General features: G+C 71.1%; 28 protein-coding genes and 1 riboswitch. Of the genes, 14 read left to right on the forward strand and 14 right to left on the reverse strand.

The annotated features are described in order from the left end of the window. Window positions 1–6: 6 nt before the first annotated feature. The 12 genes from ABXJ56_RS09770 to ABXJ56_RS09825 form a co-directional block, all read right to left on the reverse strand. The gene (locus tag ABXJ56_RS09770) at window positions 7–984 is read right to left on the reverse strand and encodes an ABC transporter permease (RefSeq protein ID WP_353999477.1); all 978 of its coding nucleotides are present in this window, start codon (window positions 982–984) and stop codon (window positions 7–9) included. A gap of 62 nt (window positions 985–1,046) precedes the next feature. Further along, on the reverse strand, window positions 1,047–2,711 hold the full coding sequence (locus tag ABXJ56_RS09775; RefSeq protein WP_353999478.1) for an ABC transporter substrate-binding protein: 1,665 nt from the start codon (window positions 2,709–2,711) through the stop codon (window positions 1,047–1,049). A 64-nt stretch (window positions 2,712–2,775) separates the two neighbouring features. Then, entirely contained in the window at window positions 2,776–3,792 is a 1,017-nt protein-coding gene (locus ABXJ56_RS09780; protein WP_353999479.1) for a LacI family DNA-binding transcriptional regulator, read from the reverse strand. Between the two features lie 217 nt (window positions 3,793–4,009). Then, window positions 4,010–4,273 carry a GlsB/YeaQ/YmgE family stress response membrane protein gene (locus tag ABXJ56_RS09785; protein ID WP_353999480.1) on the reverse strand — a complete coding sequence of 88 codons (264 nt, stop codon included), beginning with the start codon at window positions 4,271–4,273 and terminating at the stop codon, window positions 4,010–4,012. 73 nt (window positions 4,274–4,346) lie between these two features. Next, on the reverse strand, window positions 4,347–4,655 hold the full coding sequence (locus tag ABXJ56_RS09790) for a hypothetical protein (protein WP_353999481.1): 309 nt from the start codon (window positions 4,653–4,655) through the stop codon (window positions 4,347–4,349). Between the two features lie 8 nt (window positions 4,656–4,663). Then, the gene (locus tag ABXJ56_RS09795; protein WP_353999482.1) at window positions 4,664–4,846 is read right to left on the reverse strand and encodes a hypothetical protein; all 183 of its coding nucleotides are present in this window, start codon (window positions 4,844–4,846) and stop codon (window positions 4,664–4,666) included. 12 nt (window positions 4,847–4,858) lie between these two features. Then, on the reverse strand, window positions 4,859–5,473 hold the full coding sequence (locus ABXJ56_RS09800) for a hypothetical protein (RefSeq protein WP_353999483.1): 615 nt from the start codon (window positions 5,471–5,473) through the stop codon (window positions 4,859–4,861). Next, a complete protein-coding gene (locus ABXJ56_RS09805; protein WP_353999484.1) occupies window positions 5,470–6,066 on the reverse strand; it encodes a DUF6286 domain-containing protein in 597 nt (198 codons plus the stop codon). Before ABXJ56_RS09805 ends, ABXJ56_RS09800 begins: the two co-directional genes overlap by 4 nt. Continuing rightward, window positions 6,063–6,404, reverse strand: coding sequence for a hypothetical protein (locus ABXJ56_RS09810; protein WP_353999485.1), 342 nt, complete (start codon window positions 6,402–6,404; stop codon window positions 6,063–6,065). Before ABXJ56_RS09810 ends, ABXJ56_RS09805 begins: the two co-directional genes overlap by 4 nt. Beyond that, window positions 6,401–6,589, reverse strand: coding sequence for a DUF2273 domain-containing protein (locus ABXJ56_RS09815; protein ID WP_353999486.1), 189 nt, complete (start codon window positions 6,587–6,589; stop codon window positions 6,401–6,403). The genes ABXJ56_RS09810 and ABXJ56_RS09815 overlap by 4 nt, the downstream gene beginning before the upstream one ends. After that, on the reverse strand, window positions 6,586–7,089 hold the full coding sequence (locus ABXJ56_RS09820) for an Asp23/Gls24 family envelope stress response protein (protein ID WP_353999487.1): 504 nt from the start codon (window positions 7,087–7,089) through the stop codon (window positions 6,586–6,588). The genes ABXJ56_RS09815 and ABXJ56_RS09820 overlap by 4 nt, the downstream gene beginning before the upstream one ends. A 190-nt stretch (window positions 7,090–7,279) precedes the next feature. Then, a complete protein-coding gene (locus ABXJ56_RS09825) occupies window positions 7,280–7,879 on the reverse strand; it encodes a low molecular weight phosphatase family protein (protein ID WP_353999488.1) in 600 nt (199 codons plus the stop codon). Between the two features lie 33 nt (window positions 7,880–7,912). On the opposite strand from ABXJ56_RS09825, the gene ABXJ56_RS09830 reads away from it, so the two are divergent. The 6 genes from ABXJ56_RS09830 to ABXJ56_RS09855 all read left to right on the forward strand — a co-directional run bounded on the left by ABXJ56_RS09830 (window position 7,913) and on the right by ABXJ56_RS09855 (window position 13,128). Continuing rightward, window positions 7,913–8,782 carry a type II CAAX endopeptidase family protein gene (locus ABXJ56_RS09830; protein WP_353999489.1) on the forward strand — a complete coding sequence of 290 codons (870 nt, stop codon included), beginning with the start codon at window positions 7,913–7,915 and terminating at the stop codon, window positions 8,780–8,782. A 138-nt stretch (window positions 8,783–8,920) separates the two neighbouring features. Continuing rightward, complete coding sequence (locus ABXJ56_RS09835) at window positions 8,921–9,637, forward strand: ABC transporter ATP-binding protein (RefSeq protein ID WP_353999490.1); 717 nt, start codon at window positions 8,921–8,923, stop codon at window positions 9,635–9,637. Further along, window positions 9,634–10,950 (forward strand): ABC transporter permease, encoded by a 1,317-nt coding sequence (locus tag ABXJ56_RS09840; RefSeq protein WP_353999491.1) that lies wholly within the window; start codon window positions 9,634–9,636, stop codon window positions 10,948–10,950. The genes ABXJ56_RS09835 and ABXJ56_RS09840 overlap by 4 nt, the downstream gene beginning before the upstream one ends. Before the next feature lie 55 nt (window positions 10,951–11,005). Continuing rightward, window positions 11,006–11,626: a TetR/AcrR family transcriptional regulator gene (locus ABXJ56_RS09845; protein WP_353999492.1), complete on the forward strand. Its 621-nt coding sequence runs from the start codon at window positions 11,006–11,008 to the stop codon at window positions 11,624–11,626. Between the two features lie 175 nt (window positions 11,627–11,801). Continuing rightward, window positions 11,802–12,353: a hypothetical protein gene (locus ABXJ56_RS09850; protein WP_353999493.1), complete on the forward strand. Its 552-nt coding sequence runs from the start codon at window positions 11,802–11,804 to the stop codon at window positions 12,351–12,353. 268 nt (window positions 12,354–12,621) lie between these two features. Beyond that, window positions 12,622–13,128, forward strand: a complete 507-nt coding sequence (locus ABXJ56_RS09855) for a DUF6328 family protein (protein WP_353999494.1) — start codon at window positions 12,622–12,624, stop codon at window positions 13,126–13,128. Between the two features lie 132 nt (window positions 13,129–13,260). Here the strand turns inward: ABXJ56_RS09855 and ABXJ56_RS09860 are convergent, their stop codons facing one another. Then, window positions 13,261–13,968 (reverse strand): VIT1/CCC1 transporter family protein, encoded by a 708-nt coding sequence (locus ABXJ56_RS09860; RefSeq protein WP_353999495.1) that lies wholly within the window; start codon window positions 13,966–13,968, stop codon window positions 13,261–13,263. A gap of 187 nt (window positions 13,969–14,155) precedes the next feature. Between ABXJ56_RS09860 and ABXJ56_RS09865 the strand changes: the two genes are divergently transcribed. The 6 genes from ABXJ56_RS09865 to ABXJ56_RS09890 all read left to right on the forward strand — a co-directional run bounded on the left by ABXJ56_RS09865 (window position 14,156) and on the right by ABXJ56_RS09890 (window position 19,221). Then, the gene (locus ABXJ56_RS09865) at window positions 14,156–14,836 is read left to right on the forward strand and encodes a response regulator transcription factor (protein ID WP_353999496.1); all 681 of its coding nucleotides are present in this window, start codon (window positions 14,156–14,158) and stop codon (window positions 14,834–14,836) included. Then, on the forward strand, window positions 14,833–15,840 hold the full coding sequence (locus tag ABXJ56_RS09870) for a sensor histidine kinase (protein WP_353999497.1): 1,008 nt from the start codon (window positions 14,833–14,835) through the stop codon (window positions 15,838–15,840). The genes ABXJ56_RS09865 and ABXJ56_RS09870 overlap by 4 nt, the downstream gene beginning before the upstream one ends. A 120-nt stretch (window positions 15,841–15,960) precedes the next feature. Beyond that, complete coding sequence (locus ABXJ56_RS09875) at window positions 15,961–16,392, forward strand: hypothetical protein (RefSeq protein WP_353999498.1); 432 nt, start codon at window positions 15,961–15,963, stop codon at window positions 16,390–16,392. Further along, a complete protein-coding gene (locus tag ABXJ56_RS09880; protein ID WP_353999499.1) occupies window positions 16,389–17,828 on the forward strand; it encodes a ferredoxin reductase family protein in 1,440 nt (479 codons plus the stop codon). The genes ABXJ56_RS09875 and ABXJ56_RS09880 overlap by 4 nt, the downstream gene beginning before the upstream one ends. A 41-nt stretch (window positions 17,829–17,869) precedes the next feature. Beyond that, window positions 17,870–18,415, forward strand: coding sequence for an FMN-binding protein (locus ABXJ56_RS09885; RefSeq protein WP_353999500.1), 546 nt, complete (start codon window positions 17,870–17,872; stop codon window positions 18,413–18,415). Between the two features lie 47 nt (window positions 18,416–18,462). Beyond that, window positions 18,463–19,221 (forward strand): FAD:protein FMN transferase, encoded by a 759-nt coding sequence (locus ABXJ56_RS09890; protein WP_353999501.1) that lies wholly within the window; start codon window positions 18,463–18,465, stop codon window positions 19,219–19,221. Window positions 19,222–19,343: 122 nt separating this feature from the next. On the opposite strand, the gene ABXJ56_RS09895 is transcribed toward ABXJ56_RS09890, so the two are convergent. After that, window positions 19,344–19,523, reverse strand: coding sequence for a hypothetical protein (locus tag ABXJ56_RS09895; protein WP_353999502.1), 180 nt, complete (start codon window positions 19,521–19,523; stop codon window positions 19,344–19,346). 362 nt (window positions 19,524–19,885) lie between these two features. Next, a riboswitch (TPP riboswitch) is annotated at window positions 19,886–19,977 on the forward strand. On the opposite strand from ABXJ56_RS09895, the gene thiM reads away from it, so the two are divergent. Both thiM and thiE read left to right on the forward strand, forming a co-directional pair. Then, entirely contained in the window at window positions 19,969–20,805 is an 837-nt protein-coding gene (thiM, locus tag ABXJ56_RS09900; RefSeq protein ID WP_353999503.1) for a hydroxyethylthiazole kinase, read from the forward strand. (Overlaps the previous riboswitch by 9 nt.) Next, window positions 20,802–21,473 (forward strand): thiamine phosphate synthase, encoded by a 672-nt coding sequence (thiE, locus tag ABXJ56_RS09905; RefSeq protein ID WP_353999504.1) that lies wholly within the window; start codon window positions 20,802–20,804, stop codon window positions 21,471–21,473. The genes thiM and thiE overlap by 4 nt, the downstream gene beginning before the upstream one ends. Window positions 21,474–21,498: the final 25 nt, after the last annotated feature.

A 21,498-nucleotide genomic window follows, 5' to 3' on the forward strand; every position in this document is an offset into this window, starting at 1 on the left:
CTCCGATCAGCTGACGCGCACGCGCGGATCCAGCCGCACGTACACGATGTCGACAAAGAAGTTGGCGATCAGCACGGCGGTGGTGATCGTGAGGAAGAGCCCCTGCATCAGCGGGTAGTCGAGGTTCTGCACCGCCGACAGGAGCTGATAGCCGACGCCGGGGTAGGCGAAGACGACCTCGGTCAGCAGCGCGCCGCCGACGATGAAGCCGAGCGACATCCCGAACGCCGTCACCGACGGCAACAGGGCGTTGCGGGCTGCGTACCGGTAGATGATCCGGTTCGGGCGGAGGCCCTTCGCCTCCGCCATGACGATGTAGTCCTCGGCGTTCGTGGCGATCATCGTGTTGCGCATGCCCAGCATCCATCCACCGATCGAGACCAGCACGATCGAGGTGGCTGGGAGCACGAGGTGGTACGCCACGTCGCCGATGAAGGCGAAGGAGAGCTCCGGCGTGCTGCCGACGGCGAACGCGTGACGGAGCGGGAACCAGCCGAGGGTGACCCCGAACACGTAGAGCAGGCCCATGGCGAGCCAGAAGTAGGGGAACGATCCGATGAAGATCAGCACCGGCGGCACCGCGGAATCCAGGACGCTGCCCCGCCGCCACGCGGCGAGGATGCCGAGGACGTTGCCGATGATCACCGCGATGATCAGCGAGACGAACCCGAGGAGGAAGGTCCAGCCGATGACGCTGCCGATGACATCCACCACCGGGGTGGGGAAGCGCGAGATCGAGAAGCCCAGGTCTCCGGTGAAGATCTGCCCGATGTAGCGGGCGTACTGCTCCCACAGCGGTGCGTCGCTGAGGCCGAACGAGGTGCGCAGCGCCTCGATCTGATCGGGGCGGATCTCGCCCTGCAGGCGCGCGACCATCCGCGAGACGGGGTCGCCCGGCATGAGGCGGGGGAGGAAGAAGTTGAGGGTGATCGACACCCAGAACGCCGCGAGGTAGAACCCGAAGCGCCGCAGAATGTAGTTCATGTGTCGGCTCCTCGCCGGGATCCTGCCGCGCCCGTGGCGGACGCGGCAGGACGACGGCGGTCTCAGTCGGTGACGACCGGTTCGAGAGTGGTCAGCACGAGCACCGTGGTGCGCGAGCGGGTCGACAGCGTGGCGTACGGGTTCTCTTCCGTCGGCCAGCCGGTGAAGCGCTCGGTGCTCGCCGCGCCCCACTCCGGGCCGGGGAAGAGCGGCGCCACCGGAGCCACGTCGGCGAAGAGCGCCTGGAGCTCGTTCATGATCTGCCGCTGGGACGCCTCGTCGGATGCCGCCGCGAACTCGTCGAGCAGGACGTCGGCCTCCTCGTTGCCGTAGCGGTGGTAGTTCTCGAAGGTCTGCTCGCCGACGGGCTTGACCGTCTCGGTCGACATGATGCCGCGGTAGAACTGGTACGGCGTGGGAGCGCCCGCCGACCACACGATGCCCGACTCGAACGTGCCGTTCTCGTAGCTGGCCGAGACCTCGCCCCAGTCCTTCGCGTCGACCGTCACGGTGACGCCGATGTCGGCGAGGTTCTGGGCGATCACGTTGCCCACCGACACCCAGTCGCTCGAGGTCGAGCCGACCGCGTAGGCGAAGGAGAAGGGGCTGCCATTGGGGAGCACGCGCTGGCCGTCGGTGTTCAGGGTGATGCCCGCGGCATCCAGCAGCTCTCCGGCGCCCTCGAGGTCGCGCTCGGTCCAGGAGCAGTCTTCGACCACCGCCTCGTCGCGCCACGCGTCGTACGCCCCCGAGAGTCCGGTGCAGTCGGCGGGTGTCGTGTAGCCCTGCATGCCGATCGCGGTGACCTGCTCGCGGTCGACGGCCATCGACAGCGCCTTCCGCACGTTCGGGTCGTCGAACGGCTCGAGCGTGGTGTTGAACTGCCAGTTGATCATCGAGCCCGTCGGCGGGAACCAGTAGAAGCGGTTCTCGGGGTCTTTCGCGACGTACGCCTCGTCGATGTTCGGGATGAACTGCGGCGCCCAGTCGACGTCGCCGTTCGCGGCGGCGAGGTTCGCGCCGTCGTTGCCGGCGAACGCGAGCACGCGGATGCCTTCGATCTTCTGCGCTTCGGGTTGCCAGTAGTTCGGGTTCTTCGTCAGGTCGAACGACTGCGTCTGGAAGCTCGCGACCTCGGTGTACGGGCCCGTGCCGACGGGGTCCTCGTTGGCGAAGGTCGTGGGATCCTCCACCTCCGACCACACATGGGCCGGGGCGATCGACTGTTGTCCGATGTCGAGCAGCGCCGGAGAGAACGGCTCGGAGAAGTCGAACCGCACGGTCTGCTCGTCGACCGCGGTGACCTCGTCGATGTAGTCGAATCCGCCCCGCAGCTCGCGCTGCAGATCGAACGAGACCACGACATCGTCGGCGACAAACGGCTCGCCGTCGGACCACAGCACGCCCTCGCGAAGGGTGTAGGTGATACCGGTGCTGTCGGGGTCGACTTCCCAGTCGGTCGCGAGCCACGGCGTCGTCTCGCCGTTGGCGGGGTTGTAGACGAGCATCGACTCGTAGATCGCCTGCTGCGTCATCGGAAAGTCGGGGTTGGCGAAGGGGTTGAAGTTCCGGTCGAAGGTCCCCATGTCCTCGCGGGGGATCGTCAGGAGCTGCGACCCGTCGAGGGTCTCGGCCGCGTCACCGCCCGCGGCGCACCCGGAGAGGGCGAGCGCCGCGGAGGCTGCGAGTCCGATCGCGGCGAGGAACGCTTTTCGCTGTGATGTCATGATGATGGAGTTCCTTTCTTCTGCTGTCCAGCGGAAGGGAGAGCGTGTCGGTCGAGATGTCCAGTCACACCGACACGCGTTCGAGGAGCGGGCAGTCGACCGTCACGGTTTCCGTGGCGGTCGACTCACCCGCGATGGTGGCGGCGAGGAGATCCACGCCGAGGGCGCCCATCTGTTCGAAGGGCAGTGCAACCGTCGTCAGTGCCGGCCTCAGGTACTCCGCGATGAGTTCCTGATTGTCGAAGCCGATGACGGCGACATCGTGGGGGATGCGCAGACCACGTTCTTTAATGGCGTCGTACGCGCCCATCGCCATGCGGTCGTTCGCGCAGAAGATCGCCGTGGGCGGGTCGGCGAGATCCAGCAGAGCGGATGCCGCGTCGTAGCCGCCGTGCGCCGTGGCGTGCCCCGGGATCTCGAGGTTCTCGTCCGGAGTGATCCCCGCCTCCCGCAGCACTTCGTGGTACCCGAGGCGTCGGCCGACGGCGGCCGGAATGGCGGGGTCGAGGTTGATCAGCCCGATGCGGCGGTGCCCGGCGGCGAGGAGCCGCTCGGTCGCCCGACGCCCGCCGGCGTGCTCGTCGGGGACGACCGCGGGGAAGCGTCCCTCGGCGTCGAAGCAGTTCACCAGGACCGTCGGCACCTCCCGGGCGATCTCGGGGAGCGTGACGGCGCGGTGCCACGTCGCGGCGTAGATGATGCCCTCGACGCGCTGCTCGAGGAGGCGTTCGATCGCGGCCTGCTCCACGGCCGGGTCGGACTCGGTCGAGGCGATGAGGAGGTACTTCTCGTCGACGAGTGCGCGATCCTGCGCGCCCTTGATCACGTTCACCGCGAAGGGGGCCGTGACGATTTCGGTGACCAGTCCGTACCAGTCGCTGCGCTGCTGGGCGAGGGCGCGGGCGCTGGCGTTCCGGCGGTAGCCGAGTGCGGACGCCGCCGCGAGCACGCGGTCGCGGGTCTCTTCGCTGAGGGTGACGGAGTGGCGGTCGTTCAGGACGAACGAGACCGCGGTGCGCGAGACGCCGGCGCGGAGCGCGACATCCTTCATCGTGATCTGTTTGCGGGTCGTCTTCGACACGTCGAGCCTCTTCGTCGGTGGCGGATTCCGAATCGACTAACGCGGGTTAGCCGGGGATGCTGGACAGACTAACCCGCGTTAGTCGGCAACGTCAAGACCGCAGCCGCGGCGAGATCTCGAGACGGTGCCGGTGCCCGCCGGGAACGGAAAAACCGCGCGCGGGCGGCATCCGTTCGGATATCGCCCGCGCGCGGCGCGGCATGACTGCGGGTGGGTGTCAGGCCTTCTTACGGCCGAAGATCAGGCCGTAGATCAGCAGGACGATGAGCGACCCGCCGATGGCGAGCGCCCACGTCGAGAGCGAGAAGAACTCGTTGAGGTTGACGCCGAAGATGAGGCCGCCGAGCCATCCGCCGAGGAGGGCACCGACGACGCCGAGGATCAGCGTGATGAACCAGCCGCCGCCCTGCTTGCCCGGGAGGATCAGCTTGGCGATGGCGCCGGCGAGAAGGCCGAGGATGAGGAATCCGATGAAGCCCATGGGGTGCTCCTTGTATGTGCCTGGTGGATGGGTGCGGGGAGTGAGCGGATGCCGGGCGTGAGCAGGAGCCCGATCAGCGGCTCATGCGCCGGGCGATGCCCGAGGCGACGACCGCGATCGCGACGGCGCCGATGACCTTGGTCAGCGTCGGGTGGTCCTTGACGAAGCCGGTCGCCTTGTCGATCACGGTGTCGACGGTGTCGTTCTTGCCCCTCAGGGCGTCGGCGGCGTCGGAGATCCGGTCGGCGACCTTCGCTCCGGCATCCGCCATGTCGTCGCCGAACGACTCGGTCGACGCGGCGGCGTCACGGGCGGCCCTCCGGAGCGTGTCCTTGGTGTCGTCGACGATGTTCTCGGTGGGGGTGTTGTCTGCGTTGGTCATGATGCTCCTCAGCTGAACTTCTTCTTGAGCTTCTTGGACTTCTTCTCGAGGTCCTTCGTGGTGCGCTTGTACTTCTTGGCGAGCTGCTTCGCCTGACGCTCGCGCTCCTTGCGGACCTCGGGGTCGTTCCAGCGGCCGAGAGCGTACGCGCCGATCGCGACGACGCCGACGATGATGATGGTGTTGCGCATGGGTGGTGCTCCTTAGCTGAGGCGCCGCTGGTCGTGTGCCAGGCGGGCCCGGAGGCCGGAGTGGACCGAGATGTAGGTCGGCAGCTGCCGTCCGGTGAGGGCGGCGAGGTTCGTCACCAGCTGGTCGACCGTCTCGGCGACGGCGACCGGCGAGGTGTTCTGCCGGGGGGTGACGCTCACGTGCAGCACCGGCTGCTTCTTGATCTCGCTGGCGGTCACCTTCGCGGTGAGGATCTCGTCGCGCTCGGTGAGGGCGTTCTTCAGCAGGTCGCTGGCGAAGCCCTCGGTCACGGTGACGCGACCTGCCTCGCCGTTCGAGCCGGTGGCGCCGAAGGCGGTCTGGCGACGGCCGCGGACGCCGCGGACGACGAGCGTGATGAGCAGGGCGATCAGCAGGACGAAGGCGGCCAGCAGGGCCACGGCCACCCAGGTGAGCTGCGTGCCGGCGATCTGCGTGGACTCCCACGCGCCGGTCGCCCACTGCTGCACGGCCTCGGCCGAGGTGACCCACGTGTCGGCGACGACGGGAACGGATGCCGCGGTGGCGACGATTCCGCCGATGCCCACAAGCACGATCCCGAGGATCAGCAGGACGATGCGGTTGAGGGCTCGATTGGTGCTGTTCATCGCACGACCTCTTCCTTCTTCTGCTCGACCCGCACCGAGGTGCGGACGGCCGGGGCGAGCCCGTACGACTGGAGCTCGGCATCCGCCACGCGACGGATCTCGTCACGGTCGATCTGCTCGCCGAACCCGGGGGTGATGGTCACGTCCACGTGGCGGTGGGCGACACCCACGCGCACCTGGTCGCGCGGAAGGCCGGTGTTCTCGCTGATGCGCTGGGCGACGGATGCCGCGATCACGCCGTTGTCGGCCACGATCGCGCGGTCGTCCTTCGCCTCGCCCGCGGGAGTGAGAGCGTGCTTGGACAGGCGTCCGGGCGTCACCGCGAGAATGACGAGGATCACGCCGAGGAGGGCGATCACCCCGCCGGCTGCGATGCTGATGCCCGCGGGGATGTCGGTGGGAAGACCCACGACGCCCGTGAAGGCGGCGGCCGGGCCCAGGAGGAGTGCGGGCTGACCGAGGACGCTCAGGACGATCTCGGTGCCGACGTAGACGAGCGCGAGGATCACCACGATCACCGCGACGATCATCGCGACCGTGCGGGGCGAGTGGGTCTCGCGGCGCACGACCCGTCGGAGGACGGGACTGCTCACTGGACTCTCCTTCTGGTGGGGGTGACGGCACCCGTGATGGTGACGTCGACCCGGACGACTTTCCGGCCGAGGATCTCGGCGAGGCGGTGCGCGACATCCGTCTGCACCTCCGCCGCCCGGTCGAGGACCGGGCCGGCGGCGGCGATCGCAGCGGTGTCGTCGAGCGGCGGGACCGGGAACGGGGACCGCAGCTGCACCCCGAGGGCTCCACGGGAGCCGCTCACGGTGGCGCTGACCTGTTCCCGGTCCACGCCGATGATCGATGCGGCAACCGCCTCGGTGACCTTCTGTGTCACCCGGTCACGGACGACGATCCGGCCCGGGGCGGCCCCGCTCACGACGACCGGCGTCCGGTCAGGGCGTCGGTCAGTCCGCGGACGTCGACCTTGCCGGAGGCGAAACGGCCGACGAGCGCGCCGACTCCCATGAACAGGGCGACCAGCAGGAAGCCCCAGAATCCGAACACGAGGGCCGCGAATGCGAGCACTGCACCCATCAGGGCGCCGATGACGGTGGCGTTCATGCGACACGCGCCTCGGTGTCGTCATCGTCGTTGTCGTCACCCGGAACGTGGATGTCGTTGACCTCGATGTTGACCTCGACGACCTCGAGGCCGGTGAGGCGGGTGATCGCACCGGCGACGGTGGAGCGGACCTCGGCGGCGACGGCGTGGATCGGCGTCGGGTACTCCACGACGATCGTGAGATCGGCCGCGGCCTGGGTCTGGCCCACCTCGACGCGCACACCTTGCGTCAGGTCGGTGGCGTTGACGGCGTCGCGGATCGCACCGAAGGCGCGGGCTCCGCCGCCGCCGAGGGCGTAGACGCCGCGGACCTCACGGGCGGCGATGCCGGCGACCTTCGCCACGACGTGGTCGGCGATCGTGGTCGACCCGCCGCTGGTGGCCTGCGTGGTGCCGGCCGCGGTGGTCGCGGAGGCCGGACGGTCGACGCGACCGGCGGGGGCCGCGGGGGTGACCTCGGCGGGGGTGGGGGTGGTGGTGTCGTTCTTAGTGTCAGCCATGAATCTCTCCTCTTATCGATGTCTGAGGGCGCGGCGTCTCGCGCCAGCGCCTCGAAGCGGCTGTTGTTCGCTTCGGGGATAGGAGTCACCCAGGGAGGAAAACGTCACAAAAAAGTTCCCGACCGCGTGCGTGGTCGGGAACTTTCGCCTGGTGAGGGCGTCTTTTCGAGGTCTGAGACTTCTCGGGGGGTCAGGCGGGGGCGACGGCCAGGCGGACGGCGCGGACGACCTCGTCGACCGCGGGCGTCAGCTGCTGCGACGACAGCTGGTAGGTCTGCCACGACCGGCGGTACGGGTCGACGACGTCGTCATCGGCGGGGTCGGCGAGCGGCTCGGCCACTCCGCGGTACGACGCGACGGCCGCCGCCATCGCACGCACCCGATCGCGGGGCTCGGGGCCCGCCGCATCCGCTGCCTCTCTGATCGTGGCGTCGTCGAGGGTCGCCGCCAGGCGCGCGAACTCCCGCACGGTGAAGGTGTGGCGCAGGCGCCCCGGCGCATACTCGGCGAGAGTGCGGCGGTGCTCGCGCGTCATCGCCAGCAGGAGGTCGGGGCCGTCCGTCATCGCCTCGGTCAGGTAGCGCGCGCGGTGGGCGGTCGCGGATTCGCGGGGGATGCCGGCATCCGTCGCCAGCTGGATCGCCTCGGCAGTCATTGTCGCGTCGGCGGCGCCGCGGGTGCCGGCGCTGGTGACCCGGGCGCCGAGCGGGGCGAGCTGCGCGTCGAGCAACAGCTGCGCGAGCGGCGAGCGGCAGATGTTGCCGGTGCACACCGTGAGGATCTCGAACATGGCGGGGCCTCCGGGGCAGGGTAGCGTGGGCGCGTGCCGGACCAGACTAGCGAGGCGACCGAGACCGACACCGCCGAGGCGACCGAGACCGACACCGCCGAGGCGGTGCCTGCGGCGGATGCTGCCGAGATGGGTGCCGTGTCCGCAGAGGTCGATGAGCGGGCGGATGCCGCGGCTCCGCGCTCGCGCCGCCGTCGCATGCGCCGGAACGACTGGCGCCAGGGCGGGTCCACCGTCGCGCGCTGGCGCGAGGGCCTCCTCGCGATCGCGCTGTTCTCCCTCGGCGCGGGGCTGCTCGGCTCGGCCGCGATCGGCGTCGTGCTGCCGGGAGCGACCGTGCTCGCGGCGGTCGTGCTGTGGATCGCGCTCGCCGTCCCGGTCGTGTGGGGCTTCGCGCGGTCGCGCCCGGCGGGGCTGCTGCGCTTCCGGCCGGTCGATCTGCTCTTCGGCATCACGCTGGGCGTGATGATCCGGTTCATCCAGGGCGGTGTCGCCGCGAGCGGGGGAGACACCGCATTCCCCTCCTATGCGGTCTTCGACGGGCAGCTGCCCTCGACCTGGCTGGTCGTCGACGGCTTCGGCGCGGTGCTCATCGCCCCCGTGCTCGAGGAGTTCTTCTTCCACGGCGTCGTGCTTGTCGCCCTCTACACGGTGCTCCGCCGCCCGGTCGGAAAGCTCGCCGCCGGCATCGGCGCGCTGCTCGTGACGACCGGCGCGTTCGTGCTCGTCCACGGTCTCGCCGGCGCGCTCGGCGTCGACGCGGTCGTCGGGCTCGTCCTCGTCGCCGGCGTCGGCGGAGCCCTCGTGCTCCTCACCGGCCGGATCTGGGCCGCGGTGCTCCTGCACGTCACGTACAACGCGGTCTTCGTCGCGCTGGCGCTGGTGGGCACACTCTTCGGCTGAGCCCGCCGCTCGCTCGCTCGCTGTGTGAATACCCAGCGTTTCGTCGGTGCGCCCCGAAACGGTGGCGGGCGGCATCCGTGCGCCTCTATATTGCAGTGACTGCACTTTAAGACGCAGGCACTGAAAAGGAGAAGCGAGATGCCCCTGTCCGAACCCCCGCCGGCCGTCCTGCGGACGCACGCGCTCACCCGCACCTACGGGCGCGGCGACACCGCCTTCCACGCCCTCCGCGGCGTCGACCTCTCCGTCGAACGCGGGCAGTCGCTCGCGATCGTCGGAAAGTCGGGATCCGGCAAGTCCACGCTCATGCACCTGCTCGCCCTGCTCGACCGGCCGACCTCCGGCCGAGTCGAAGTGAACGGAACGGATGCCGCGACCCTGTCGGTGCGCGAGCTCAACCGTCTGCGGAACGCCGAGTTCGGCTTCGTGTTCCAGCAGTTCTTCCTCACGGCCACGCAGTCCGTGTTCGAGAACGTGAGCCTGCCCCTCGTCATCGCCGGGATGCCGGCGAAGGAGCGCCGCGTGCGCACGATGGAGGCGCTCGACGCGCTCGGCCTCGCCGACAAGGCGAAGAACCGCGCCACCGACCTCTCGGGCGGACAGAAACAGCGCGTCGTCATCGCCCGCGCCCTCGTGGGCGAACCCTCGGTGATCTTCGCCGACGAGCCCACCGGCAACCTCGACAGCGCGACGGGTGCGCAGGTGGAGCAGATCCTCTTCGACCTCCGCCGCGACCGCGGCATCACCCTCGTCGTCGTCACCCACGACGCCGACCTCGCCGCGCGCTGCTACCGGTCGGTCACCATCGCCGACGGACGCATCGTCGCCGAGCAGACCGCGGGGGTGGCCGCGTGAAGACCGCCGACCTCGTCCGCTCGGCCGGACGCAACGCCTTCCGCAGCCGCCTGCGGACCACCCTCACAGTGCTGAGCCTCTTCGTCGGCGCCTTCACCCTCACCCTCACCACCGCCCTCGGCGCGGGCGTCAACGACTACGTCGAGCGCCAGGTCGCGACCGTCAGCACGGGCGACATCCTGCTCGTGAGCCCCGCCGCCGTTGTGCCCGAGGGCGACGGCCCCGCGGAGTACGACCCCGACGGGCGCGAGCAAGCGGGCGCGGCGAACCCGCTCGGATCCGGCACGCTGCTCAACGACGACGACCTCGACGCGATCGCCGCGATCGACGGCGTCCAGCGGGTCGAGGCGGTCAGCCAGATCGCCGTCGACTGGATCGCGGCGGGGGCGGGGACGGGGTCGTCCGGCTCGGCGGACGCGGCGGATCGGTTCGAGGTGACCGTCAACCCGACCTCGTCGATCGGGCGGAGCGACCTCGTCGCGGGTGCCCAGCTCGACGCCGAGAGCGGCGACGCCCAGGTCGTCCTGCCCGAGGACTACGTCGCGGCGTTCGGATTCGACTCGGCCGACGACGCCATCGGCGCCACCGTCACCCTCGGGTACACCGACGTCGAGCGGGCCTCGCAGGAGACCACGGCCGAGGTCGTCGGCATCGCCCGCGAGAGCCTCCTGGCCGCCGGCGCCGGCGCGAACGCCGCGCTCGTCGACGAGATCGCCGACGCACAGGCCGTCCCGGGCCAGCCCGGAGCGTGGCCGATCGCGGTCGCGACCCTGGAGACGGATGCCGACGGCGCCGTGTCGGACGAGACGATCGCCGACGTGAAGGCGGAGCTTTCGGCATCCGATCTCACCGGACAGACCGTGGAAGACCAGCTGGGTGTCATCCAGACCGTCATCAACGGGATCATCGGGGTGCTGAGCGCGTTCGCGGCGATCGCGCTGCTCGCGGCATCCTTCGGCATCGTCAACACCCTGCTGATGAGCGTGCAGGAGCGCACCCGCGAGATCGGACTCATGAAGGCCATGGGCATGTCGAACGGCCGCGTGTTCGGGCTGTTCAGCCTCGAGGCGGTCATCATCGGGCTGCTCGGCGCCGCGCTCGGGGCGCTCGCTGCGATCGGTGTCGGCTCGGCGATCTCGGCCGGGGCGAGCACGCTGCTCGCGGACCTGCCGGGCCTCCAGATCCTGCTGTTCGAGCCGACCACGGTGCTGACCGTGGTGCTGGTGATCATGGCGATCGCGTTCGTCTCGGGAGCGCTGCCCGCGCGCCGCGCCGCCCGGCAGGACCCGATCGAGTCGCTACGGTACGAGTGACGTCCGATCGATTCGGTCGCTTCGATCGCTTCGATCACTGAGGAGTTCGTGGATCATGTCGACCCCACCGCCGCGCCTGCGACGCGACGCGCTCGAGAAGCGCGGCGCGATCGAGCGGGCCGCGACCGAGCTCGTGCTCGCGCACGGCTACGACGCGGTGACGGTCGACATGATCTGCGAGCGGGCCGGTGTCAGCCAGCGGACGTTCTTCAACCACTTCAAGACGAAGGATGCCGCCCTCCTCGGCCCCGAGCCTCCGGCGATCGACGAGCGGGCGGCGCGGGAGTTCATCGTCTCGGACGGTCCTCTGCTCGCGGGACTCGCCGGGGTCGTCGCGATGGCCCCGCCGGACGTGCAGGCCGACCCGGCGTTCCTCGCGCGGCGCATCCAGGCGGTCGGGACGACACCGGCACTCATGGCGCGGCAGATGGAGCGGCTGTCGGGCCTCGAGGGGGAGCTGGTCGAGATCCTGCGGCTGCGGCTGCGCACCCAGTGGCCGGACGAGAGCGACGCCGATCGCGACGCGGAGGCCGAGCTGATCGTGCACCTGCTCGCCGGGCTCATGCGGCACATCGGCACAGCCTGGGCGCGACAGGTCATGGCCGGGGAGGCCCCGGTCATCGACCCGGCGGCCATCCAGGAGCAGCTCGGGCGGGTGCTCGGCAAGCTCGGGTGAGGTTTCGAGGATGATTCGGCCGCCGCGGCGACCTCAGGCGATGTTTACCGTCATGTAACACAGGCGGCATTCAGCTGCCGCTAAGGTTGGGCGTGGGCCGCCGTAGTCCCGACCGTACTGATTATCGAAGTACACCTCCCCAGCAATCAGCACTCTCGAGACTCAGAGGAGTCCCATGCTCAAGAAGACAGCCGCCGCTCTTGCGGTTGCCGGCGTCATCGCGCTCGGCTCCGCAACCCCGGCATTCGCCTACCCCGTCGACCCCGAAGCGGGTTGCACGGTCTCGCCCGCCGCGTTCACCGCGGGCACGCCCTCCGTCATCTCCTGCGTCGGCCTGCCCGCCGGCCCCACCACCTTCACCGTCGCCGGCCCCGGGGTCACCCCCGGTGTGATCGCCTCGGTCGCCTCGGCTTCGGCATCCGCTTCCGCCTCGGTCACCAAGACCGCCGGCGAGGACGGCGCCGTCTCGGCCACCTTCACCCCGCCGCAGACCGCGTCGTACTCGATCACGGTCGTGGACGCCGACGGCACCACGGTCGCCAGCGAGACCCTCCCGGCCGCGTCCGGCACGGGAACGGGCGGCTCGGCCTCGGGCGGCGGCCTCGCCGTCACCGGTGGCTCGGTCGCCGGTGAGGTCGTCTGGCTCGGCGTCGGGGCCCTCGGCCTCGGCGGCATCGCCGTCGCCGCCGCCGTGGCACGTCGCCGCGCGGCAGCCGTCCAGAGCTGACGTTCTCGGAACGCATTCGACGAAGCCCCCGGGGAGACCCGGGGGCTTCGTCGTGCCCGGCGGCGGGGTGTCGGGGTCGGGGTGTCGCGACGGTGTGGGTGTCGCGACGGCGGGCGGCCGTGGCCCGGGGTTCACGTGCCTCTCACGTGAAACCGTGGGGTGAAATCGGCCACTTCGCTCTGGAAGTGACGGCGAAGGCCCGGAATCACCCCGCGCTTTCACACGAACGGGCGGCGCCGGCGGGGCACGCGTGGCTATGATCGCGGCCATGAGCGAGCGGAGCGACGACGTGTCGCCCGACGGGCGCGACGAATCGGCGAACGAGCGGGCCGACCGCAACTGGAACGAGATCCTGCAGGAACTGCGGGTGACCCAGACCGGAACCCAGCTGATCAGCGGGTTTCTGCTCGCGGTGGCGTTCCAGTCGCGGTTCGAGGACCTCGACGCCTACCAGCTCGGGCTGTACCTGACGCTGGTGGCGCTGGCTGCCGCCGCGACCTTCCTCGGTCTCGTGCCGGTGGTGCTGCACCGATCGCGGTTCCGGCGGCATCAGAAGGTCGACGTCGTCCGGATCGCCAACCGGTACCTCATCGCCAACACGGTCGTCGTCAGCCTCCTGGTCGCCGGGGTCTGCAGCCTGATCTTCGACTTCACCCTCTCGCGGGTGGCCGGTTTCGTGGCTCTCGGTCTCGGAGTGGGGGCGGGAGTCGCGCTGTGGGCGGTGACCCGACCCGGCCCGGTTGCCTCGGCGACCGGTGTCGACCGCTTGTCGTGAAACCCTGGGGTGAAACCGGCCATGTCAGGCCGGGAACGGCGCCGGAGTGACCGAATCACCCCAGGGTTTCACCGAGACCGGCACCGGGGACCGGGACCAGGACTGGGAGGCCGACCGGCGATGACGGCCCGGCTAGACGATGCCGGCCGTGTTCAGCAGAGCGCCGATCGCGAAGGTCGCGGCGAGAGCGATCGCCCCTCCGATCACCACCCGCAGCGTGCCCCGCAGCGGCCGCGCGCCGCCGAGTTTCGCGCCGAGGGCTCCGGTGGCGGCCAGGGCGACCATGACGAGCGCGAAGGTCACGGGGATCCGCACGGACTCCGGGAGGAGGATCGTCAGGAACGGCAGGATGCCGCCGCTCACGAACGCGAGCGCGGACGCCATCGCGGCCCGCCACGGACTCACCAGGTCGTCGGGATCGATGTGGAGTTCGGCGGCGAGGTGGGCGCGAAGCGCGTCGCGCTCGGTCAGCTCGACCGCCACCTGGCGCGCGGTCGCCTCCGACAGGCCCTGCGCGCGATACAGCTCGGTGAGTTCATCGAGCTCCTCGGCGGGCATCCTCCGCAGCTCTTCGCGCTCCTTCGAGATCAGCGCCTTCTCGCTGTCGCTCTGGCTGCTCACCGAAACGTACTCGCCGAGCGCCATCGAGATCGCACCGCCGACGAGCGCCGCGGAGGATGCCGGGACGATCGCGGCGAGGTCGGGCGTGGCGGCGGCCACGCCGACGGCGATCGCCGCGACCGAGACGATCCCGTCGTTGGCTCCGAGGACCGCAGCCCGCAGCCAGTTCAACCGTCCCGCGATACCCGCGCCGTGCGGTTCGTCCGCATGCCCTGCCATGCGCTCACGATAGACCCGCGGCGGGCGTCGCAGGTGCCGCCAGCGCCACTGGAGATCGATAGGTGTGAAAGCCCGGGGATGAATCGACACCCCGTGGCCCGGATGCACCCCGATCGGCCGGAATCTCCCGCGTTTTTCACCTCGCCCACGCATAGCCGATCGTCAGCGGGGTGAGGATACTGAGAACGTGTCCACCCTGTCCGGCCGCGCCGCGGAGCGTCCCCGTCTCCTCTACGTCGAGGACGAGCCCGAGATCGCCCAGATCGCGGTCGAGGTCCTCAGCGACGAGTACGACGTCGACCACGCCGCGGGTGCAGAGGCAGGCCTTGATCTCGCTCTCCATCGCCGATACGACGCCATGGTGATTGACCGGCGGCTCCCTGCGATGTCGGGGACTGAGCTGATAGCTGCGGTCCGCACCGCCCGGATCACCACGCCCCTCCTCATGCTCACCGCGCTCGGGTCCGTAGACGATCGGGTGTCGGGGCTGGATGCCGGAGCGGATGACTACCTCGTCAAGCCGTTCGACTTCGCCGAGCTCCGAGCGCGTCTCCGGGCGCTCCGCCGGGCCCGCGGCGCCGGCGATCGACGGCAGCTCGGCGACTGGCTGTTCACCCCCGCGAGCCAGGCCCTCTACTCACCGACGGAGCTGCGGGTCTCGTTGACCTCGGCCGAGACCGCCGTCCTCGAGCTGCTCTCCTCGAGCCCCGACCACGTGTTCTCGCGCGAAGAGATCCTCGACGCGGTCTTCCCCGGCGGGTCCGCGGCAACAGTCGACACGTACGTGCACTACCTCCGCCGCAAGAGTACGCCGGAGATCATCGAGACGGTCCGGGCTCGCGGCTATCGCGCGGCAGGTCCGCGATGACCGGGCGGACGGATGCCGCGATCGAGGCGGATCGCCGGCGGGTGCAGCGCGCCGCGCTCCGCGCCGGGCTGTGGGTGGGACTGGCCTCGGCGGCAGTGATGGCGATCCTCACCACGGTGACCGTCGCGGGCCTGTTCGCGAGTTCGCGCGAAGAACCGCGGCCGCCGGGCGCGGAGTTCGAGGAGCACGGTGAGCGCGGCGGCCGCGTGATCGACCTCGACGACGCCATTCCCCTGTCGATCCTGGTCGGGGTGATCGGCGTCGTCGTGCTGGCCGTCATCGGCTGGTACGTCGCACGCCGCGCCGCTCAGCCCCTCGCCGAGGCGCTGGAGGTGCAGCGGACCTTCGTCGCCGACGCGAGCCACGAGCTGCGGACACCCCTCACGACCCTGTCCAGTCGCGTGCAGCTCGCGCAGCACCGCGCCGAGCGCGGGGGCGACGTCGGCGCGGTGCTCGGCGATCTCCGCCGGGACACCGAGGCGATGGATGCCGTCCTCTCGGACCTGCTCCTCTCGGCCGAGTCCGCCGGCGCCCAGGTGGGAGCGGGTGGCGCCCGCACCGACCTGGCTCCCGCGGTCCAGGACGCACTGGCGCTCCTCGCCCCGCGGGCGGAGGAACGCCGGGTGGCGCTCGTGGCGGAGGTCGCCGACGGCCTCGCGGTGGCTGCCGACCGCGTCGCCGTGGTCCGCGCTCTGGCTGCTCTCGGCGACAACGCGCTCAAGTACGCCCCTGCCGGATCGGAGGTCCGCATTCGCGCCGCCGGGACGAATGCGGGGATCGAGATCCGCGTCATCGACTCCGGCCCGGGCATCACCGGAATCGATCCCGCCCGCATCTTCGATCGCTTCGCGCGGGCGGATATCGGGGCGATCGAGTCCGGCGGGCACGGGTTGGGCCTCGCGCTCGTCCGTGACATCGCCGACCGCTTCGGGGGATCGGTCGCTCTCGAGTCGACCTCCGCCGCGGGCACCTCGTTCCTGCTGACGCTTCCGGTGGCGCGCTGACCCGCGACGGCGCTCACCCCGGGAGCCGCTCCTGAGGGATCCGCCTGGCGAACCCTTGCGTTCGCTGTGAGCGCGGCTTTCTTTGCGTCGTCTTGGGATGCGCCGGAGACCGTGGTCGTCATGGCATACACACCCGATGACACCCCTACCGTGCCGTCCCGGAGCCCCGAGGATCCGCTGCCCGCGGACCCCGCCGACGCACGCGACGCGAACGTCCGCGGCACCGCTGCGAGCCCCTCGCCGCGACCGCCGAGGCCGCGGTGGCAGCTGATCACCGCTGCGTCGGTGGCCAGCGTGCTCCTCCTCGGTGTCGGCTTCGCCGGGGGCTGGGGGATCTCCGCCGCGAGCGGATCCGCGACATCGGTCGGTGAGCGATCCGACCGGCCCGCAGGCGACGGTGTCGGAAGGTTGGGGGAGCGACCGCACGACGACGGCGAGCGCCCGTACGGGGACCACGACGACGACGCCCGGGGCGACGGCGACGGCCCGGCTTACGACGCCGACGACGCCGCGCCGACACCGACGGATCGTAGGGATCGAGGAACACCATGACCGCGCCGACCTTCGCCCCGACCGCCCCGACCGACCCCGCGGCGCCGACCCTGCCGGCATCCGTTCCCCTCGGCGCGCGGCGCCGCACCATCGCCGCCTGGAACCTGGGCGCGGTGCTGTTCCTCTGGGGCACCAGCCTGTTTGTGGCACTGCTGTGGGTGCTCGGCGGAGGCATCGACGCCGTTCTGGCCGGCGGCGCGGAGGCGCTGAACACGCTCGGCCGCCTCGCCGGGCTCGTGGCGTCGAACCTGCTGCTGTATCAGGTGCTGCTCATGGCCCGCGTGCCGTTGTTCGAGCGCGGATTCGGTCGCGATGCCCTCACTCGTGCCCATCGCACCACCGGCTTCTGGTCGTTCTGGCTCATGCTGGCCCACATCGCGCTGCTGGTGGCGGGGTACGCCATCGCGGCCGGAATCAGCCCGCTCGCGCAGCTGTGGGAGTTCGTCTGGGACTACCCGGGCATGCTCCTCGCGACGGTCGGGACCCTCCTCGTCATCGGTGTCACCGTCACCTCGATCCGCCGCGCGCGCCGCCGCCTCCGCTACGAGTCGTGGCACCTGCTGCACCTCTACGCCTACCTGGGCGTCGGCGTCGCCCTGCCGCACCAACTGTGGACCGGCGCCGATTTCACCGCGTCGCCCGCGGCCACGGTGTACTGGTGGACGCTGTGGGCCGCGGCCGCCGCGGCGGTGCTGGTCTTCCGGATCGGTCTGCCGCTCGCGCGGTCGGTGCGTCACGGCATCCGTGTGACGGATGTCGAGGCCGACGGCGACGCAGGAGTCACGGTTCACATGCGCGGACGCGGGCTCGATGGGCTCCGGGCGCGGGCCGGACAGTTCTTCGTCTGGCGGTTCCTCGACGGACCGGGCTGGACCCGAGGGCACCCGTTCTCGCTGTCGGCCGCTCCCACCGGGGAACGTCTGTCGATCTCGGCCCACGTCGTCGGAGACGGAACCGCGCGACTCGCGCGGCTGCAGCCCGGGACGCGGGTCCTCGTCGAGGGACCCTACGGGCACCTCACCGGCGAGGCGCGCACCGCCCCCAAACTGCTGATGATCGGCGCGGGCGCAGGCGTCGCTCCGCTCGTGTCGTTGCTGGAGGTGGAGACCTACGCGCCCGGCGCTGCGACGCTGATCACCCGGGACTCCACCACGGGCGCAGCGCTGCGCGCCGACGCCACTGCGCGGCTCGTGCGGGAGCGGGGAGTGCGGCACGTGCCGCTGACCGGGCGTCGTGCGGCATCCGGATCGACGTGGCTCCCGTCCACGCACGCACGGTGGAGCGGGCGTGAGGCGCTGCGCCACCTCGCACCCGACCTGCAGCACTACGACGCCTACGTCTGCGGACCGCCCGCGTGGATGGACGCCGTCGTCGCCGACCTCCGCGCCGCGGGCGTTCCGCGGGCGCGCATCCACACCGAATCGTTCAGCATCTGACCGGCATCCGAACGCCGCCGGATCGACATCTGGAGCTCGTCATGAAGAAGATCATCTACAGCGTCCTGGTCACCCTGAGCGGCCTCGTGCTGCTCTTCGGGTACCGCACGTCCCACGTCGAAGCACCGGCCGCCGCGCTCGACACCGCGAGTACGTCCGCAGCAGCGGACGCCACGGCGGCGACGCCCGGATCGGACGGGACGGCCTCAGGGTCTGCGGCCGCGACGGAGTCGGGGGCCGCGACGGGTGCGACCGATGCGGGGGCGGGTGCGACGGATGCGGCATCCGCGGCCGCGAGCACGGGGCTCACGGACGGCACCTTCACCGGCACCGCGGGGAGCACACGCTACGGCCCGGTCCAGGTGCAGATCACGGTGGCGGGTGGGCAGATCACCGACGTGCAGGTGCCGCAGTATCCGTCTGGGAACTCGCGCGACCGTCAGATCAACGAGCGCGCCCTCCCGGTGCTCGTGTCCGAGACGATCGACGCGCAGTCCGCCGAGATCGACATGGTGTCCGGCGCCACGTACACCAGCGACGGATACACCCAGTCCCTGCAGAGCGCGCTCGACCAGGCGCGGTCATGAACGGGCAGTGGCGACGTACGCCTCGGCACGTGCATGCCGCTCCGGTGATGGGAACCACCGCGAGCATCCACGTGATCGGCGAGGTCACGCCCGTCGCGTTCACCGAGGCTGTCCACGGGTGCATGGCCGAACTTCAGCGAGCGGATCGGGTCTTCTCCACGTATCGAGACGATTCCGACCTCCGCCGTATCGCCCGCGGCGAACTCGAGGTCGCCGACGCGGACCCGCTCTACTCCGAGGTCGTCACCGCGTGCGCGGCGGCCGAGCGCGAGACGGGAGGGCTCTTCCGCGCGGCGATCGCGGGGGTGTTCGACCCGACCGGGCTCGTCAAGGGATGGGCCGTCGAGCGCGCGGCACGGGCGTGGCTCGCGCCGCTGCTCGACCGACCGGGGAGCGTGATCGCCGCGGGTCTCACCGTCGGCGGTGACATGCAGCTGTTCACAGCGGCAGGCGCGGACTGGACATGGAACGTCGGCATCGTCGACCCCGCGGACACCGCGCGGGTGATCGCGACGGTTCCGGTGCGCACCGGTGCCGTCGCGACATCCGGAACCGCGGAGCGGGGTGCCCACATCGTCGACCCGCGCACGGGTATTGCAGCGGCAGGTGTGGCGTCCGCGACGGTCGTCGCCGACAGCCTCGCCCGCGCCGACGTGTTCGCCACTGCCGCCGTGGTGGCGGGTTTCGAGGACCTGTCCTGGGTGGGGCGGATCCCGGAGGCGTCGGGTGTCGTGGTGAGCCCGGACGGGCGGGTGCGACGCTTTCTCGGTGGGGTCGAGGTGACCTCGACCCACGTCGCCGCGTGATAGTCGTCTCCGGTCGACGTGAAAGCCTGGGGTGAAACCGGCCATTTCGGGCCGGGAACAGGGCTGGAGTGACCGGATCGCCCCAGGGTTTCACGGCGGGTGCGTCTCTGGGTGTTGCCCGATCAGCCGCCGTGGCCGCCGATACTGCCGTTGCGGCGCTGGTCGGTGGCGGGGTCGTGGTGCGGCTGCGGCATGCCGGGCTCGGCACCGCCCGTCCGGCGCGTGTCGTAGGTCTCGGTCGCCGGCCAGAAGAACTGCCGGACGCGGGCGAAGAACGACGGGCGGCGCGGGTCGGAGGGCATGCCGCGAGAGTAACCCGGCGGGGCCCGCGGGGCCAGGGGCCGTGCGCCGGTCCACGCGGTGAAGAACGCGGGGCGAGCGGCCGCTTCGGGGCGTGCGGCTGGGTGCCGGGGCCCGGGCATCCCGCGTTCTTGACAGGAGACGGCCGAGGATGGCGCGACGGCATCGGCCGCCTCGGCGCGCCGTAGAGGATGCCAGTCGGGGGTGGTCTGGGCCGGACCTCGTGAAACCCCGGGGAGAAATCGACGCTTCCGGCCGTGACACGCCGCCGGCACGGCCGAATCTCCCGCGTTCTTCACCGCGTTGCGGCGCCGTCCCGCCCCGCCGGGCCCCGGCATCCGAAGCCTCGGTAGGGTGGAGCGCAACACGTGACACGGGGTGCCCCGCGGGGCTGAGAGAACACCCGTCGAACCTGATCTAGTTCGTACTAGCGAAGGGATGTCGCGCATGACGCGCACGCCACAGCACCTGCTCGAATTCTCCGTCGATGCGCTCGAGGCGGTGCGGGAGTCCGCGCCGCTCGTGCACTGCATCACCAACAGCGTCGTGGTGAACTTCACCGCCAACGCCCTGCTCGCCCTCGGGGCGTCGGCCGCGATGGTCGACATCCCCGACGAGGCCGGACCCTTCGCGGGCATCGCCTCGGGGCTGCTCGTGAACCTCGGGACCCCCACCGCCGAGCAGCGCACCGCGATGCGCGAGGCGGTGGCATCGGCGACGGATGCCGGGACCCCGTGGGTCCTCGACCCGGTCGCCGTCGGTGCGCTCCCGGTCCGGACGCCGCTCGGCTTCGAGCTGCGGGATGCCGGGCCGACGATCATCCGCGGGAACGCCTCCGAGATCATCGCGGTCGGGGGCACCGGTGCGGGCGGACGGGGCGTCGACGCCGCCGACGATCTCGCCGCGGCCGAGCCGCACGCCCGCGCCCTCGCCGCGCAGACGGGTGGCGTCGTCGCGGTCTCGGGGCCGGTCGACCTCGTGACCGACGGACGCGAGAGCGTCCGGATCTCCAACGGCACCCCGCTGCTGACGCAGGTCACCGGCGGCGGCTGCGCCCTCGGCGCGGTGATGGCCGCATTCGCCGCCGTCGACGACGACCGCCTTGCGACCACGGTCGCCGCGATCACGGTGTACACGGTCGCCGCGCAGCGCGCGGCCGCGCGGGCGGGCGGTCCCGGCAGCTTCGCGGTGGGCTTCCTCGACGCGCTCGCCGAGGTCGACGGCGATGCCCTGCGGCGCTCTGCGGTCATCTCGACCGACGCGACCGGGGAGGCGGGCGCGTGACCCGTCTCGACCTGTCCGTCTACCTCGTCACCGACACGCGCCAGGCGACGGATGCCGGACACGACCTCGTCGACCTCGCCGTCGCCGCCGCGCGGGGCGGGGTCACCGCGGTGCAGGTGCGGGAGAAGGATGCCGCGGCGGCGGCGTTCCTCGACACCGTCGTCCGTCTGGCCGAGGCGCTGCCCGACGAGGTCGCGCTGCTCGTCAACGACCGCGTCGACGTCTATCTCGCCGCGCGCCGCGCCTTCCCGAGTGGATTCGCAGGCCGCGCGCACGGCGTGCACGTCGGCCAGTCCGACCTGCCCGCGCCGGTCGTGCGCGAGTTGATCGGCGGCGACGCCGTGCTCGGACTCAGCGCCGCGACGCCGGCGCAGCTCGCCGACGCCGCCTCGAGTCCCGCGCGCATCGACTACGTCGGCATCGGCGCCCTTCACGCCACGCAGACGAAGAAGGATGCCCCCGCACCGCTCGGGCATGCGCGGTTCGCCGAGCTCGCGGCATCCGTCGCGGTGCCGTCCGTCGCGATCGGGGGCGTCACCGCTGCCGACCTGCCGCAGCTGCGATCGGCGGGCGCTGCCGGTGCCGCGGTGGTGTCGGCGGTGTGCGCGGCGGCGGACCCGGCATCCGCTGCCCGAGAGCTGCGTCGCGCGTGGGAGGTCGGCGGATGAGCGGGGCGGGCGGACGCGAGGCGGG

The organism is Microbacterium aurantiacum (assembly GCF_040532595.1).
GTDB lineage: Bacteria > Actinomycetota > Actinomycetes > Actinomycetales > Microbacteriaceae > Microbacterium > Microbacterium chocolatum_B.

Excerpts from the sequence above, each read along its gene's own strand:
- ABXJ56_RS09800 (WP_353999483.1), bottom strand. The coding sequence starts at position 5,473 with ATGAACAGCACCAATCGAGCCCTCAACCGCATCGTCCTGCTGATCCTC.
- ABXJ56_RS09845 (WP_353999492.1), top strand. The coding sequence starts at position 11,006 with ATGTCGACCCCACCGCCGCGCCTGCGACGCGACGCGCTCGAGAAGCGC.
- ABXJ56_RS09795 (WP_353999482.1), bottom strand. The coding sequence starts at position 4,846 with ATGCGCAACACCATCATCATCGTCGGCGTCGTCGCGATCGGCGCGTAC.
- ABXJ56_RS09850 (WP_353999493.1), top strand. The coding sequence starts at position 11,802 with ATGCTCAAGAAGACAGCCGCCGCTCTTGCGGTTGCCGGCGTCATCGCG.
- ABXJ56_RS09870 (WP_353999497.1), top strand. The coding sequence starts at position 14,833 with ATGACCGGGCGGACGGATGCCGCGATCGAGGCGGATCGCCGGCGGGTG.
- ABXJ56_RS09875 (WP_353999498.1), top strand. The coding sequence starts at position 15,961 with ATGGCATACACACCCGATGACACCCCTACCGTGCCGTCCCGGAGCCCC.
- ABXJ56_RS09855 (WP_353999494.1), top strand. The coding sequence starts at position 12,622 with ATGAGCGAGCGGAGCGACGACGTGTCGCCCGACGGGCGCGACGAATCG.
- ABXJ56_RS09775 (WP_353999478.1), bottom strand. The coding sequence starts at position 2,711 with ATGACATCACAGCGAAAAGCGTTCCTCGCCGCGATCGGACTCGCAGCC.
- ABXJ56_RS09820 (WP_353999487.1), bottom strand. The coding sequence starts at position 7,089 with ATGGCTGACACTAAGAACGACACCACCACCCCCACCCCCGCCGAGGTC.
- ABXJ56_RS09835 (WP_353999490.1), top strand. The coding sequence starts at position 8,921 with ATGCCCCTGTCCGAACCCCCGCCGGCCGTCCTGCGGACGCACGCGCTC.
- ABXJ56_RS09880 (WP_353999499.1), top strand. The coding sequence starts at position 16,389 with ATGACCGCGCCGACCTTCGCCCCGACCGCCCCGACCGACCCCGCGGCG.
- ABXJ56_RS09860 (WP_353999495.1), bottom strand. The coding sequence starts at position 13,968 with ATGGCAGGGCATGCGGACGAACCGCACGGCGCGGGTATCGCGGGACGG.
- thiM (WP_353999503.1), top strand. The coding sequence starts at position 19,969 with ATGACGCGCACGCCACAGCACCTGCTCGAATTCTCCGTCGATGCGCTC.
- ABXJ56_RS09770 (WP_353999477.1), bottom strand. The coding sequence starts at position 984 with ATGAACTACATTCTGCGGCGCTTCGGGTTCTACCTCGCGGCGTTCTGG.
- ABXJ56_RS09815 (WP_353999486.1), bottom strand. The coding sequence starts at position 6,589 with ATGAACGCCACCGTCATCGGCGCCCTGATGGGTGCAGTGCTCGCATTC.
- ABXJ56_RS09890 (WP_353999501.1), top strand. The coding sequence starts at position 18,463 with ATGGGAACCACCGCGAGCATCCACGTGATCGGCGAGGTCACGCCCGTC.
- ABXJ56_RS09825 (WP_353999488.1), bottom strand. The coding sequence starts at position 7,879 with ATGTTCGAGATCCTCACGGTGTGCACCGGCAACATCTGCCGCTCGCCG.
- ABXJ56_RS09885 (WP_353999500.1), top strand. The coding sequence starts at position 17,870 with ATGAAGAAGATCATCTACAGCGTCCTGGTCACCCTGAGCGGCCTCGTG.
- ABXJ56_RS09785 (WP_353999480.1), bottom strand. The coding sequence starts at position 4,273 with ATGGGCTTCATCGGATTCCTCATCCTCGGCCTTCTCGCCGGCGCCATC.
- ABXJ56_RS09895 (WP_353999502.1), bottom strand. The coding sequence starts at position 19,523 with ATGCCCTCCGACCCGCGCCGCCCGTCGTTCTTCGCCCGCGTCCGGCAG.
- ABXJ56_RS09790 (WP_353999481.1), bottom strand. The coding sequence starts at position 4,655 with ATGACCAACGCAGACAACACCCCCACCGAGAACATCGTCGACGACACC.